The sequence below is a fragment of the Gilliamella sp. LMG 34361 genome (assembly GCF_984569075.1).
The window spans coordinates 1489351-1503917 of the sequence record NZ_OZ474903.1; the positions used below are offsets into that span (position 1 = coordinate 1489351).

At 35.3% G+C, this 14567-nt stretch carries 12 protein-coding genes; 9 read left to right on the top strand and 3 right to left on the bottom strand.

What is annotated here, in order from left to right; genetic code table 11:
- Nucleotides 1-51: 51 nt before the first annotated feature.
- The 8 genes from tal to AC5LXI_RS07145 all read left to right on the top strand — a co-directional run bounded on the left by tal (nt 52) and on the right by AC5LXI_RS07145 (nt 8253).
- A complete protein-coding gene (gene tal / locus AC5LXI_RS07110) occupies nt 52-1002 on the top strand; it encodes a transaldolase (protein ID WP_493444162.1) in 951 nt (316 codons plus the stop codon).
- 111 nt (nt 1003-1113) lie between these two features.
- Nucleotides 1114-3120: a transketolase gene (gene tkt, locus AC5LXI_RS07115; RefSeq protein WP_493444163.1), complete on the top strand. Its 2007-nt coding sequence runs from the start codon at nt 1114-1116 to the stop codon at nt 3118-3120.
- A gap of 275 nt (nt 3121-3395) precedes the next feature.
- Nucleotides 3396-4343 carry a sugar-binding transcriptional regulator gene (locus tag AC5LXI_RS07120; RefSeq protein ID WP_493444164.1) on the top strand — a complete coding sequence of 316 codons (948 nt, stop codon included), beginning with the start codon at nt 3396-3398 and terminating at the stop codon, nt 4341-4343.
- Nucleotides 4344-4560: 217 nt separating this feature from the next.
- Nucleotides 4561-5808, top strand: a complete 1248-nt coding sequence (locus AC5LXI_RS07125; protein WP_493444272.1) for an NAD(P)H-dependent oxidoreductase — start codon at nt 4561-4563, stop codon at nt 5806-5808.
- 79 nt (nt 5809-5887) lie between these two features.
- Nucleotides 5888-6271, top strand: a complete 384-nt coding sequence (locus AC5LXI_RS07130; RefSeq protein WP_493444165.1) for a transcriptional regulator GutM — start codon at nt 5888-5890, stop codon at nt 6269-6271.
- 44 nt (nt 6272-6315) lie between these two features.
- Nucleotides 6316-6837 carry a PTS glucitol/sorbitol transporter subunit IIC gene (gene srlA / locus AC5LXI_RS07135; RefSeq protein WP_493444166.1) on the top strand — a complete coding sequence of 174 codons (522 nt, stop codon included), beginning with the start codon at nt 6316-6318 and terminating at the stop codon, nt 6835-6837.
- A gap of 12 nt (nt 6838-6849) precedes the next feature.
- Complete coding sequence (gene srlE, locus AC5LXI_RS07140) at nt 6850-7878, top strand: PTS glucitol/sorbitol transporter subunit IIB (protein WP_493444167.1); 1029 nt, start codon at nt 6850-6852, stop codon at nt 7876-7878.
- 18 nt (nt 7879-7896) lie between these two features.
- A complete protein-coding gene (locus tag AC5LXI_RS07145) occupies nt 7897-8253 on the top strand; it encodes a PTS glucitol/sorbitol transporter subunit IIA (RefSeq protein ID WP_493444168.1) in 357 nt (118 codons plus the stop codon).
- A gap of 131 nt (nt 8254-8384) precedes the next feature.
- Here the strand turns inward: AC5LXI_RS07145 and AC5LXI_RS07150 are convergent, their stop codons facing one another.
- The 3 genes from AC5LXI_RS07150 to AC5LXI_RS07160 all read right to left on the bottom strand — a co-directional run bounded on the left by AC5LXI_RS07150 (nt 8385) and on the right by AC5LXI_RS07160 (nt 12240).
- Nucleotides 8385-9773, bottom strand: a complete 1389-nt coding sequence (locus AC5LXI_RS07150; RefSeq protein ID WP_493444169.1) for an MATE family efflux transporter — start codon at nt 9771-9773, stop codon at nt 8385-8387.
- Between the two features lie 9 nt (nt 9774-9782).
- Nucleotides 9783-11099, bottom strand: a complete 1317-nt coding sequence (gene rimO, locus AC5LXI_RS07155; RefSeq protein ID WP_493444273.1) for a 30S ribosomal protein S12 methylthiotransferase RimO — start codon at nt 11097-11099, stop codon at nt 9783-9785.
- Nucleotides 11100-11325: 226 nt separating this feature from the next.
- On the bottom strand, nt 11326-12240 hold the full coding sequence (locus AC5LXI_RS07160) for a siderophore ABC transporter substrate-binding protein (RefSeq protein ID WP_493444170.1): 915 nt from the start codon (nt 12238-12240) through the stop codon (nt 11326-11328).
- Nucleotides 12241-12410: 170 nt separating this feature from the next.
- Here AC5LXI_RS07160 and AC5LXI_RS07165 point away from each other — a divergent pair, with 170 nt between their 5' ends.
- Nucleotides 12411-14384: a TonB-dependent receptor domain-containing protein gene (locus AC5LXI_RS07165; protein WP_493444171.1), complete on the top strand. Its 1974-nt coding sequence runs from the start codon at nt 12411-12413 to the stop codon at nt 14382-14384.
- Nucleotides 14385-14567: the final 183 nt, after the last annotated feature.

The window sequence follows — 14567 nt, forward strand, 5'->3', positions numbered from 1 at the left end:
AAATGTTATTATAACTGTGTTTGAAAAACATGTAGTAGAGGAATTAGAAGTATGAGTCAATTAGATGAATTTAAAAAATTAACTGTTGTGGTTGCCGATACTGGTGATATCGATTCGATTAAACAGTTTTCCCCAGAAGATGCAACAACTAATCCATCCCTTGTTTTAAAAGCTGCTCAACTTCCTCAATATCGTAATTTAATTGATTCAGCTGTTGAAACTGCGAAGAAACTTGGTGGCAGTAAAGAACAACAATTAGTTAATGCCTGTGATCAAGTTGCAGTGAATATCGGTGCTGAAATTCTAAAAACCGTTCCTGGTCGTATTTCAACCGAAGTCGATGCTAGATTGTCATTTGATATACAAGGTTGTATTGAAAAAGCGCGTAGAATTATTGAACTATATAAACAAAAAGGAATTGATAAATCGCGCATTTTAATTAAAATCGCTTCAACTTGGGAAGGAATTAAAGCCGCAGAGGTATTAGAGAAAGAAGGTATTAACTGTAATTTAACTTTATTGTTTTCATTTGCTCAAGCGCGAGCATGTGCTGAAGTAAATGCGTTTCTCATTTCGCCATTTGTTGGTCGTATTTATGATTGGTATCAGGCCAAGAAACCAATTGAACCGTATGTGGCAGATCAAGATCCGGGAGTAGTTTCAGTTCGTAATATTTATAACTATTATAAGCAGCATGGTTATAAAACCATTGTGATGGGCGCAAGTTTCCGTAAGGTTGACCAAATTTTAGCGTTGTCTGGTTGTGACCGTTTAACTATTTCACCTAATCTATTAGCACAAATGCAACAATCAAATTCGTCAGTTGAACGTAAATTAAATCCAAACCAATCTGTGGTTGAGCGTCCAGCATTGATGACGGAAGCTGAGTTTAGATGGCAACACAATAGTGATGCAATGGCAGTAGAAAAACTAGCCGAAGGTATTCGAGCCTTTGCAGTCGATCAGGGCAAACTTGAAGATATGATTGGCGCATTGCTTTAAATTATCAATAAAAGGGGAGATGGTTCCCCTTTTTAATTTGACCTGTTTTTATTCGTCTGCTAATTGCAGACTATCAATGAATTATTAATTTATTTTTTGGAGATTATTATCATGAATGCAACCACACTATCCCACCGCGAACTAGCAAATGCAATAAGAGCATTGAGTATGGATGGCGTGCAAAAAGCGAAATCAGGCCATCCAGGTGCGCCGATGGGGATGGCAGATATGGCTGAGGTGCTTTGGCGTGGATTTTTAAAACATAACCCGACCAATCCAAATTGGGCTGATCGCGATCGATTTATTTTATCTAATGGTCATGCATCAATGTTAATTTATAGCTTGTTACATTTGACTGGCTATAACGTGACGATTGATGACTTAAAGAATTTTCGTCAATTAAATTCTAAAACCGCAGGTCACCCTGAATTCGGTCATCTTCCTGGTATTGAAACTACCACAGGCCCACTTGGCCAAGGTATTGCTAATGCAGTCGGTATGGCAATTGCCGAAAGAACTTTAGCTGCTCAATTTAATAAATCCGGCCATACTATTGTTGATCACCATACTTACGTATTTATGGGTGATGGTTGTATGATGGAAGGCATTTCTCATGAAGTTTGTTCATTAGCCGGTACCCTTAAATTAGGCAAACTGATTGCTTTTTATGATGATAATGGTATTTCAATTGATGGTGAAGTCGAAGGTTGGTTTACCGATGATACTGCTAAACGTTTTGAAGCATATGGTTGGCATGTGATTCGTGGTATTGATGGACACGATGCGAAAGCATTAGCTCAAGCGGTTGAACAAGCACAAGCAGTGACTGATAAACCATCATTATTAATGTGTAAAACAGTTATCGGCTTTGGTTCTCCAAACAAAGCAGGAAGTCATGATTGCCATGGTGCGCCACTTGGTGATGCTGAAATTGAAGCAACTCGTAAAGCATTAGATTGGTCTTATCCTGCGTTTGACATTCCAAAAGAGTATTATGACGCGTGGGATGCAAGAGCTAAAGGTAAACAACGTGAAGACGAATGGAATGCTCGTTTTGATGCGTATGCTAAAGCTTATCCAGATTTAGCCAAAGAATTTAAACGCCGTATTAATGGTGATCTACCAAGCAATTGGCAACAAACAGCTAAAGATTTTGTTAATAAATTACAAGCTAATCCGGCAACTATTGCTACTCGTAAAGCCTCACAAAACGCGATTGAAGCTTTTGCGCCAGTGTTAACTGAATTCTTAGGTGGTTCTGCTGACTTAGCACCAAGTAATTTAACCATGTGGTCAGGCTCTAAAGAAATTTTAGCAAATCCAGCTGGTAACTATATCCACTATGGTGTACGTGAGTTTGGTATGTCAGCTATTATGAATGGTATTGCTCTACATGGTGGCTTTATTCCTTATGGCGCCACTTTCTTGATGTTTATGGAATATGCGCGTAATGCAGTCCGTATGGCAGCGTTAATGAAGATTCGTTCTTTATTTGTCTATACCCATGACTCAATTGGTTTAGGTGAAGATGGCCCAACGCATCAACCAGTAGAACAAATGGCAAGCTTACGTGTGACACCAAATGTAAGTACGTGGCGTCCTTGTGACCAAGTTGAATCAGCTATTGCTTGGCAATACGCGGTTGAACGTAAAGATGGTCCTACCGCACTTATCTTCTCAAGACAAAATCTTAAACAACAAGAACGTACTGAACAGCAATTAGCCAATGTTTATCGTGGTGGTTATATCTTAAATGATTGTAGTGGTACACCTGAACTTATCCTTATTGCTACCGGTTCAGAAGTTGAACTTGCCGTTGCTGCATATCATGAACTAACTGCAGCAGGTAGAAAAGTGAGAGTGGTTTCAATGCCATCAACCGATGCATTTGATAAACAAGATCAAGCCTATAAAGAATCAGTATTACCATCATCAGTAACGGCTCGTTTAGCTATTGAAGCAGGCATTAGTGACTTCTGGTATAAATATGTTGGTCTAAACGGTAAAATTATCGGTATGACAAGCTTCGGTGAATCAGGCCCAGCAGAACAACTGTTTGCTAAGTTTGGCTTTACTGTTAAGAATGTTGTGGAACAGGCGAAAAGTTTGTTGAAATAAACATCGACTTATATATAAAAAGCCACTTTTTTATTTGTGGCTTTTTTAAACATCATTTTACTATCCTCAAAGCATTAATATTAATTCATTGATAAACAATTATGTGCATCACATTTTCCTTCATAATTATTAAATATCATTGTGTTATTCTTAATAATGTCAGTAATTATCAATTAACCTAACATTTGGATTTTCTCGATTTATGTTACTATGGGTAAAACATTTGTTATATTGATTAACTATTGTTAATTACAAAAAATCGGCAGGAGTGATTTATGAGATGGGAAGAAAAGCGAGATTTAGTCAAAATTGCGACTTGGTATTACCAGTATGGTTGGACTCAAGCTCAAATAGCTCAAAAGATAGGTATTTCAAGGTCAATAATTTCTAAAAAATTACAGGATGCTAAAGATTTAGGTATTGTTGAGATTTTTATTAAAGATGAAACTGCATATACCGTTGAATTAGAGCAAAAACTTGAATCTAAATTTAAACTCGAAGAAGCGATTGTTGTTGCAACCCATGATCTGTCTTATGAAGAATCCTCTAATTGGTTAGCCAAAAAGGCTGCTTATGCACTGAATAAACGAATTTTGAAAGTTAATAAATTAGGTATTTCATGGGGAAAAACAATTAGAAAATTTGTTAATGAATTTCCTTATATTACGCATAAAGAGCTAGTTATTGTCCCCTTAATTGGTGGTATGGGGACAGAAGAAGTTGACTTGCACTCTAATCAAATTTGTTATGATCTTAAGAAAAAAATGCAGTGTACCTGTAAATATCTTTATGCACCGGCGTTAGTGGAAGATCAAACCATGAAATTAGATTTATCTAAAAATAAATATATAAATGAAGTTCTTAATGAAGGTAAAACTGTTGATATGGCCATCGTCGGTATTGCTAATCCTTATCATAACAGTACTATGCAAGAGATTGGCTATATTAATAGCAAAGATCTTGAGGAGTTTCGTTATTACGATGTCGTCGGCGATTGTAATTCACGCTTTTATACTTCTGACGGCGAAGAAGCTAACAGCCCGATGAATCAGAGAATTATAGGTTTAAGTTTAACTGATTTACGTGAAATTCCAACCGTGGTTGCCATCGTATCAGGTGAAAATAAAGAAAAAGCGGTGGTGGCGGCTTTAAATTCTAACATTATTGATATTGTCGTGATGACTGACAAAATGGCTGAATATATTTTAAATACCACTCTTTAACGAATTTAATATTTAAATTTTAGTTAGTAAGCCTCTTTATTTTTATAAAGAGGCTTTTTTATAGCCAAAATTTAAACGTAACAGACAAATGTTATTTAATGTGACAAAAGTCACATAATGATATTTTATTAATTGTGGTTAAAGTTTGTTATGTTATCTTTATGATAAATAGATATTAAATCTATTTAATATTGATTTTCATAAGGAGAAAACAAAAATTACCATCTATAAACAATTGTTACAAAGGGAAAAAAATGACAACCCAATTAGAGTAGGGGTTATCGGTGCCGGTCAAATGGGAACAGGAATGATAGCGCAAATAGCCACCATTCCGGGAATGTGTGTAACAGGAATTAGTGATATCAATTTAACAGCTGCACAGCAAGCCGCAAAAGACTATAAAGCGAGTGCAAATAAAAAAAATGATATTTTGGTTTCTAAAAACTTTAAAGAAGTTATTCAAGCAAAAGCGGTTGAAATTATCGTCGATGCTACAGGAGTACCGGAAGTAGGGGCAAAAATTGCCTTAGAAACATTATTAGCCAAAAAGCATCTAGTTCTGCTTAATGTTGAAATTGATATCACAATAGGTCCTTTGATGCACAAACTATTTAGTGCTGCCGATCTAATCTATAGCGGTTCCGATGGCGATGAGCCAGCAGCAACACTTGAGATGTATGAATTTGCTAAATCAATGGGCATGGAAGTTTTAGTCGTTGGTAAAGGTAAAAATAATAAATTAAAAATCGAAGCAAACCCTGATACAGCTCAAGCTGAAGCTGATTCAAAGCATATGTCATCTCACATGTTAGCCGCATTCCAAGATGGTACAAAAACAATGGCAGAAATGAATTTACTTTCTAATGCTATGGGATTTATCCCAGATGTCGTGGGCATGCATGGTGTTAAAGGTGACTTGGATTCGGTCCTTCAAGATTTAAACCTTAAAGAAAATGGCGGCGTTCTTAATAAATTTGGCGTGGTTGAATATGTTGATGGTTTAGCGCCGGGTATTTTTGTCATTGTTAAAGGACAAAATCCTAATGTGAGTAATGAATTAAATTACTTAATGAAAAAAGGTGATAGAGATCATCATATTTTATATCGTCCTTTCCACTTAGCTAGTCTTGAAACACCGCTAATCATTGCTAAGGCCATTTTAAATCACGATACCGCTATTGTTCCTTGCGGAGCTCCTGTCTCTGAAACGGTTGCTGTTGCTAAAAAGAATATTAAGTGTGGTGAAAAACTCGATGGCATCGGTGGTTTTTGTGTTCGAGGGGTAATTGAAACTCATGCGGATATGCGGAAAAACCAAAATATTCCTATTGGGCTTATCAGCGGTAATGTCGTTGCTAAACGAGATATACCAAATGGTAAGTTTTTAACTGAAGATGATGTTGTTTTAGATGAAACAACCACAGTTTGGCAATTACGCAAACTTCAAGATGAAGTCTTCGGTTAAAAATATAACCACTGCTGAATGATAGGAGTCAGCAGTGGTTAACGCAATGAGTTAAATTGTTGTTATCGGAGGTAAAAACATGAATATTGTCATTATCGCCAGTGTTATTTTGGTCTCGCAGTCTATATTGAGTTTAATGCAAATTAACTATTATCAGAGATATATGTACAACATCACACAACAATATTTGCATTCTAAACATCATCGACTTTATTCATCTATTGAGCGTAAATGGTTAGGCGCAACTGCGATTGTAGTTATGGTAATCGATGAAAACCAAATGGTTAAAGAATGCCAACTTTTGAAAGGAAAATCAGTCTTTGCCAAATTTAAACCGTTACCAAGATTCTATGGACATCATCTGTCACAAATTTTGATTAACTTAAAGGAAGAAAGTCAAACGAGAAAACTCTCGCTGGAAGAAAGAGCAATGATAAAAATGGCAAACCAAATTTCTGGGTGATTTAACTTATCAACACATTAAAAACTAATTCAAAGGAGATAATAATGGACTATATTGAGTGGTTTGGAACCCATTTTATTGGGTTATTTCAGGCTGGCGGACAAGTTTTTGTCGGATTTATGACTGGCATCGTGCCGCTATTGATTGTGTTATTAACATTTACTTATTCTTTAATCGCTTTTATTGGTGAACAACGAGTCACCAAAGCTATCCAATTTTCTGCTAAAAATAGGTTACTGCGTTACAGTTTAATGCCAATACTATCTGTTTTAATGTTGACTAACCCAATGGCTTATACTTTTGGTCGTTTTGTTAAAGAAGAACAAAAACCGGCTTTTTATGATTCGGTAGTCTCATTTTTGCACCCTGTTACCGGTTTGTTCCCTTATGCCAATGCCGGTGAGTTATTTGTATTTCTAGGAATTGCCAATGGTGTGATGGATGCTGGTTATAACATTTCAAGTCTTTCAGTACGCTACTTTTTGGCGGGCATTATCATTATTTTAATGCGTGGTGTTATCACTGAAATGATCACCAGATTCTTGATACGTAAAGAAAAACTGTAGGAGAGTGATGTTATGTATAAAACAATTTTTATCGAGAGAGGCCAAGGTGGCTGGGGAGCAGGTTTTTCTTTAACCCCAACGGCAGAAAAACATAAGATACTGTCTGTGACTGGCGGTGGTATTCATCCAGTTGCGCAAAAAATTGCTGAACTCTCCGGCGGTGAAGCGGTAGATGGTTTTAAAAATGCCATTCCCGAAAATGAAATTCTGTGCGCAATTATTGATTGTGGTGGAACAGCTAGAATTGGTGTTTATCCAATGAAAAAAATTCCTACTATTGATGTTATTCCATCAGCACCAACGGGTCCTTTAGCAAAACATATTACTGAATATGTTTTTGTTTCAGGCGTTAAACCGCAAAACATAAAACTATTAGAAGATCATAATGAACAATCAACAGCATCTGCGCAGAATGAACAACAGCAAACACAAACGGCTGAAGATCCAGTTTTGGATCGCGAAAAATTCAAAGAAAAATACGCACAAATAAAGAGTGAATATCGTCAAAATCAAAAAGAAGGCTTATTGATTAAATTATCCCGAGGTATTGGTAAAGCAATGGGAATCTTTTATCAAGCTGGTCGTGATTCGACGGATATGTTAATTAAAAATATTATTCCTTTTATGGCATTTATCAGCATGCTTATAGGTATTATTAATTACACCGGTATCGGTCATATTATCGCTACCACCTTGTCACCTTTAGCTGGTTCAATATGGGGGATGATGGTAATTGCGTTCATTTGTAGCTTACCATTTCTATCCCCAATCCTTGGACCAGGAGCGGTTATTGCTCAAGTTATTGGGGTCTTGATTGGTTCACAAATTGCAATTGGTGCAATACCTGTTGCTTATGCACTACCTGCGTTATTTGCGATTAATGCGCAGGCTGGATGTGACTTTATTCCGGTTGGCTTGTCTTTAGGAGAAGCCAAACCTAAAACCGTTCAGTTTGGCGTACCAGCAGTACTATATAGCCGTATGCTAACCGGAATATTAGCTGTGGTTGTTGCATGGGTAATGAGTTTTGGAATGTATTAAATATTAAAAGGATTAATTATGGCAAAGAGTACCATTACTGAAATTGGTTCTATTGTTTCAGAATTCAAAGAAGAAAAAGTGATTATTTTATTTGGTCCAATGGCAACACCTGATTTACGTGAAATTTGTGTGATACATGAATTTTGTAAAAAACCTAATCAAACATTGGTTGAGGGTAAAGAATTTATGTTAGGTAAACATAAATATATCATTAAACAAGTTGGTAGCGAAGCAAATAAAAACTTTGAAGAATTAGGGCATATTTCTATCTATTTTAAACAAAATGATGATGGCATTTTGCCTGGTGCAATAGAAGTTGAACCAGCTGCTTTTCCCGAATTAAATGTTGGTGATGATATTTGTTTTGAATTGTAATTATTAGAGATATTTAACATTTATAATTTTAATTATATTAAAAAATATAAGTTAAATATTAATGTTTCTTAAATAAGATAATCGCCAAACTTATAATGCCAATAAGTTTGGCGAAGCCTTTTGACCTTTTATTATCTTGAGGCTATTTTTAATATCATATCTTGCGGTAGTTTTTGAATGTAGACCATTCTAGTAATAAGTAAGAAGGCGGCTACAGCTAGTCCTAATATAATTCCTATCCAAAAACCAGCTGCGCCAATTGGCTTCATAACAAGATCGGTTAATCCTAAGATATATCCAACCGGTAATCCCACTCCCCAATAAGAAATTAGGGTAATAAAAAAGATGCTTTTAGTATCTTTATAACCACGTAATACATTACTTGCTACGACTTGCAAATAATCTGATGCTTGATAGATGGCAAGTAAAATAATAAGTTGTAGGCAAATAGCTATAACATCAATCTCATGGGTAAAGATGGTAATAATTGGTGATCTGAAAATGACCAAAGTTAATGCGATTACGACGGCTATCATAAACGATATTGCTAAGCTTATATAAGCAGTTTGTTTGGCTAATATCGGCTCATTTTTACCTAATAAGTAACCGACACGGATACTGGTTGCAACACCTAACGATAATGGTATGGCAAAAGTTAAACTGCTAATTGTAAAGATAATTTGGTGTGCAGCGACGGTTATTTGGCCAAGTGGCGCAATAAGTAACGCGACCACTGCAAACAAGCTCATTTCAAAAAAATAGGCTAATGCAAGAGGGGTACCTAGCACAACTATTTTCTTGATGATAGCGAAATCAATGAGTTTTGTTACTGGTGTTTTACGAATATCGCGCTGACTAGCTGCAGTTAAAGTATATATTCGGATTAAGCCAAACATCAGCCAGAAAATTATTGCTGCGGTTATACCACATCCCACACCACCAAAAGCTGGCAATCCTAATTTGCCATAAATTAGCACATAGTTAATCGGAATATTGGCTAGTAATGCAATGAATATAATAACCATAGCCGGTTTGGTATTAGATAAACCTTCGCATTGATTACGATAAACCAAAAATAATAAGAAGGCAGGTACTCCCCACATAATTGCGCGTAAGAATGAAACGGCTACATCAACCATTTCTGGATCGATAGGATGATCAGTTGAGCTTCTTAGACTAATTATTTTGTCGGAATTGTACAAAACTAGCATCATAATGATGGATAAAATTAATGCAATCACCACCCCTTGACGAGTCTGTTCGGCTACTTGTTCACGTTTGGCCGCACCATTTAAGTTAGAGATTATAGGGGTTAAAACCGTTAATAATCCTTGACCAAACAAAACAGTAGGCAACCAAATTGATACAGCAATGGCTACCCCCGAAAGAGCAGTTTTGCTGTAATTACCCGCCATAATGGTATCGACAAACGTGATTGCTGTTTGTGATATTTGGGCAATCATGACCGGTATAGCTAACGTGATTAGGTTTTTTATTTCATATCGATAATGTAGCTTCATTGGAAATATTTACTGTATTACAGTACCCCATAAATCATATTCATCTGAATGTTCAATGTTGACTTGAACAATATCGCCGACTTTAACATTTTCCTCTTCATTCAAGTAGACAACACCATCTATTTCTGGCGCGTCGGCCATGCTTCGTCCGATAGCACCTTCTTTATCCACTTCATCAATCAAAACAGATAATGTTTTACCAATTTTATTTTGTAGTTTTTGGGTCGAAATCGTTTGTTGTAATTGCATAAAACGATGGAAGCGTTCTTGTTTTATCGCTTCTGGTATCTGATCTGCTAATTGATTTGCCGCTGCACCTTCAATAGGACTATAAGGGAAGCAACCTACGCGATCTAATTGCGCTTTTTCTAAAAAGTCGAGTAATAACTCAAAATCTTGCTCAGTTTCGCCCGGATAACCAACAATAAAGGTTGAACGCAAAGTAATTTCCGGGCAAATTTCACGCCAATGATGAATTCGTTCCAAAGTTCTTTCAATTGAACCAGGACGTTTCATTGATTTTAAAACGGTAGGGCTGGCATGCTGTAATGGAACATCTAAATAAGGTAAGATTTTTCCATCAGCCATTAATGGAATCAAATTGTCGACACTAGGATAAGGATACATATAATGTAGTCGTACCCATATTCCAAGAGTAGATAACTGTTCACAAAGGGTATGAATATCAGTTTTTAACGGCATACCATTCCAAAAGTTGGTGCGATTGTTTATATCTATACCATAAGCAGAAGTATCTTGAGCAATAACCAAAAGCTCTTTCACACCACTATCAACCAAACGTTTTGCCTCATCAAGTACATTACCGATAGGGCGACTAACCATTTCTCCTCGTAAAGAAGGGATGATACAAAATGTACAACTGTGGTTACAACCTTCAGATATTTTTAAATAAGCATAATGTTTCGGGGTTAATTTAACCCCTTGTTGTGGCACTAGGCTAGTAAATGGATTATAGTTAGGTTTAGGTGCATATTTATTAACATGTTCAAGTACTACTTCGTAACTATGTGGTCCTGATATCTCAAGGACTTTAGGATGAACATTTCGAATTTGATCCTTTTTCGCACCAAGACAACCGGTCACAATCACTTTACCATTTTCGGTTAGCGCTTCACCGATGGCTTCTAATGATTCTTGCACCGCACTATCAATAAAGCCACAAGTATTAACAATAACTAAATCAGCATTGTCATAATTCGGTACAACTTGATAACCTTGAGTACGCAGTTCAGTTAAAATTCGCTCAGAGTCAACTAGATTTTTAGGACAACCAAGGCTCACAAATCCAATAGTAGGGAATGACATATTCATAGTAATTTTAGTAATTTCAAAATTTATTGAGGTATTTATCGAGAATCTAACGGTCTATCAATTTAGATTAAGACAATGGATGAGCATTTTAACACATTTAAATTGATCGAAATAAAAATTTTTAGTCAGTTGTAGTTAATATCGATTTAATCAAATTAAAGAAGCCTTTATATGAATAAAGGCTTGAATTTAATAGGAAGTTAATTTAGGATAAAAGAGGTTATTTTAATGCATTTATTACTTCATCTATTTGTCTATCTAGACTTTCAGCGCCGCCACCTGATAAATACCAAAGATCTGGTGTTAAATAGATAACTTCAGTTTTGCTTTTAGCTAACAATGTTGGATTAAAGTAACTATTTTTCATTGCTGATTGACCGATGGCTTTACTTCTATCAACTACATAAATAATATCTGGTTTAACTCTACTGATATAACTGTTATCAATAAAGGTTGGTTTCGGTTTACCATTTGTGGGTTTTGGGGCTAATGGTACAGCACGTTTTACTTTTAACACATCATGAATTAATGCTGCGCTTGAACTTCCATTAATTAGAATCATTTTACCGTCATTATGAATAGCTACAATTGCTTTTTTATGACTTGCTTTAGCAACAGCTTGAGCATTAGTAACTTTTACATCAAGTGATTGAATTAAATTTCTAGCTTTTTCTTCTGTACCTGTAATATTTGCTAAAACATTGATATGGTTTTTGGTTGATTCAAGGTAATTTTTTGCATCAACACTTAAATTAATTACCGGTGCAATTTTAGATAATTGTTCAGTTCGACTCGCTTGACGACCATCAATGATGATAAGTTGTGGCTTAGCTTGTTTGATTGCATCAATGTTTGGTTCTTTCATGTTACCTGTATCGGTGATTCTTGTACTCTTGTATTGTTCAAGATAAGAAGGAAGAACAGAAAGAGGTGTTCCTATAACAATCGAACCTTTACCTAATGCATCTAAAGTATCTAAAGCACCATAATTCATCACCACAATTTTATTAGGTGATTTTGGCACAACAACTGATTGTTTATTGTCTGGATTTACTGTAATTGATGATTGACAACCAGTCAAACCTAACATTAATGCTGCTAAAGTACTCAATAATAGTTTTTTTTTGGTATTCATAATTAGTTCCTATATGTTTGATGCAAATGATAACTATTATTGTTTAAGGTATTATAATTGTCTAGTAATAAATAATTTTCAGTAAAGATATTGATAATTATTCTCATATGATATATTGTTGCCTGCGGGTTGCTTTGCAAAATATCAATATAATTAATAGGGTTATATCAATGAGTACAAAGTTTAAGTTGGTTACACATGTCTTAAATACAAGTATTTTATTATCATTATCTGGTTTAGCCATGGCAGCTGATGATAAAAATACTGATACTATGGTGGTGACAGCATCAGGATTTTCTCAACAAATTAAGGAAGCTCCAGCAACAATTTCGGTGATCACGCCGGAAGAAATTAGCAAAAAACCTTATCGTGATGTTACCGATGCTCTGAAAGACATTCCTGGTGTCACAATAACTGGTGGCGGCGATTCGACCGATATTAGTATTCGTGGTATGGATGCTAAATATACATTATTATTAATTGATGGAAAAAAAGTTAGTACTCGTGAAACTAGACCAAATAGTGATAATTCTGGTTTCGAGCAAGGCTGGTTACCTCCATTAACCATTATTGAGCGTATAGAGGTTGTCCGTGGACCTATGTCTTCTCTATATGGTTCAGATGCTATGGGTGGGGTAGTTAATATCATTACTAAAAAAGTGTCCAACAAATGGCACGGTGGTTTAAGGGTTGAATCAATTGTGCCTTATCGTTCTGATGAGAAAAATACCTATGTAGGTAGTTTTTCAACGATGGGACCAATTATTGACGATATTCTCGGTATTCAATTATATGGCCAATACACAAATCGTCATGAAGATGAGTTTTTAAATGGTCATTCTGGACAGAAATTACGCAGCTTGAATGGTAAATTATCACTTAATGCTACAGATACTCAGACATTTGATCTTGATTTTGGCCGCTCTTTACAAAACAGTAATGCTTCAGGTGGTAAAACAAGACCAGTTAATCGCGGTGATTTCAATAGAGATAACCGCCGCAACTCTTTTGCTTTAACGCATAATGGTTTATTTGGCGATGTATCAACGACATCCTTTATTTCTCATGAAGGTAATAATAATCCAGAAAGAAAAATGAAAATTCGTAATACTAACGTTGACTCACGTATGACAATTCCTTTCTCGATTAATATGTTAACTGCTGGTGGAGCATATACTTATCAAGAACTTCATGATAAAGGTAATCAGTTAAACAAAACTCTAACAAAAATTGATCGTTGGAGTTATGCATTATTTGCTGAGGATGAAATAAGTATTTTTGATAACTGGAGTATAACGGCTGGTTTGCGTTATAACAAAGATGAAAATTATGGTAGAAACTGGAATCCAAGAGTTTATAGTGTCTGGAATATTGATGAGAACTTTACTTTAAAAGGTGGTTATTCAACTGGATTTGCTACACCGCAACTACGTCAAGTTGTCTCAGATTGGGGACAAGTTACAGGTGGATCTGGAACTGGTAATAAGGGAATGATAATGGGTAATCCTGATCTAAAACCTGAAAAAACGAATTCATTTGAAATTGGTGTTGGTTATACTAATGAATATGGTATTGATGCTTCTGCAACAGCTTTTTATACCAAATATAAGGATAAAATCCAATCTTATTATATTTGCCGTGGCAGTGCTGGATCAAGAAATTGCCAAATCAATGGTTATCGAGAAAAATTTGACTTTGTTCAAGGTCGTGAAAATGTAGATAAAGCTGATCTTAAAGGTTTAGAGCTATCATTTAAAACCCCATTATTTACTGATTTCTTGCTAAGCTCTAACTATTCTTGGACTAAGACAGAACAAAAAACTGGTAAAAATAAAGGTAAACCTTTAAATCGTACACCTAAGCAAAAATTCAATACCCAGCTTGATTGGAATCTAACCCAACAATTGGATTTATGGACTAAAGTTGCCTATTACGGCGTGGAAACAACTACGGATCGTAGTGGCAAAAAAATTGAATATCCAGGTTATACTTTCTGGGATGTGGGTGCATCTTTCCAAATAAATCAAAATGCTAAAATTTATGGTGGCGTTTATAACTTATTTGATAGAGATGTTTCTAACGATGACTTCGGTAAAACATTAGAAGGTCGTCGTTACTTTGTTGGTACAGAAATTAATTTCTAATATTTAAAACTCATCAGGTATCTTGTATTTTAGCTACTTGATGAGACTATAGCTTACAAAGCTATTTTTCAAAATTATTATTAACAATAATAAATATGATTCTTATAAAATTGTATGATAAATCAGAATCTATTTTATTTGAACCTTTCTAAAACACAATTTTTATCTTTGAATATTTCCAAA